Origin of the sequence: Paracoccus sp. S4493, assembly GCF_000967735.1 — a bacterium.
Classification (GTDB): domain Bacteria; phylum Pseudomonadota; class Alphaproteobacteria; order Rhodobacterales; family Rhodobacteraceae; genus Paracoccus; species Paracoccus marcusii.
The window spans coordinates 1-294 of sequence record NZ_JXYF01000298.1 but is presented as its reverse complement, the minus strand read 5'-3'; the positions used below and the strand labels follow the sequence as shown (position 1 = coordinate 294).

Here is a 294-nt window from a genome sequence, read left to right as displayed (position 1 = left end):
CAGGCGCGCGGCCTCCTCGTTCGACCCGGTGGCATAGATGTGGCGCCCGATCTGGCGGCGGCGCAGCAGATAGGTCGCGACCACAGCCACGACCAGCAGCAGGATGGCCGGATAGGGGATGCCCGGAAAGATCACGCGCGGAAAGCCGTTCGGCTGCATCTCGACCACGCGGAACAGCGCGCCGTTGCCAAGCCGCCCGAAGCCCGCGCCCAGCTGCGAGATGGGCGTGGCCCCGGTCAGCTGCAGCGCCACGCCGCGCGCGATCAGCATCATGCCAAGCGTCGCCACGAAGGG

At 70.4% G+C, this 294-nt stretch carries 1 pseudogene; it reads right to left on the bottom strand.

Annotation, left to right across the window (positions count from 1 at the left end):
- Positions 1-294, bottom strand: a pseudogene (locus TW83_RS17270) (ABC transporter permease); the annotation flags it as partial.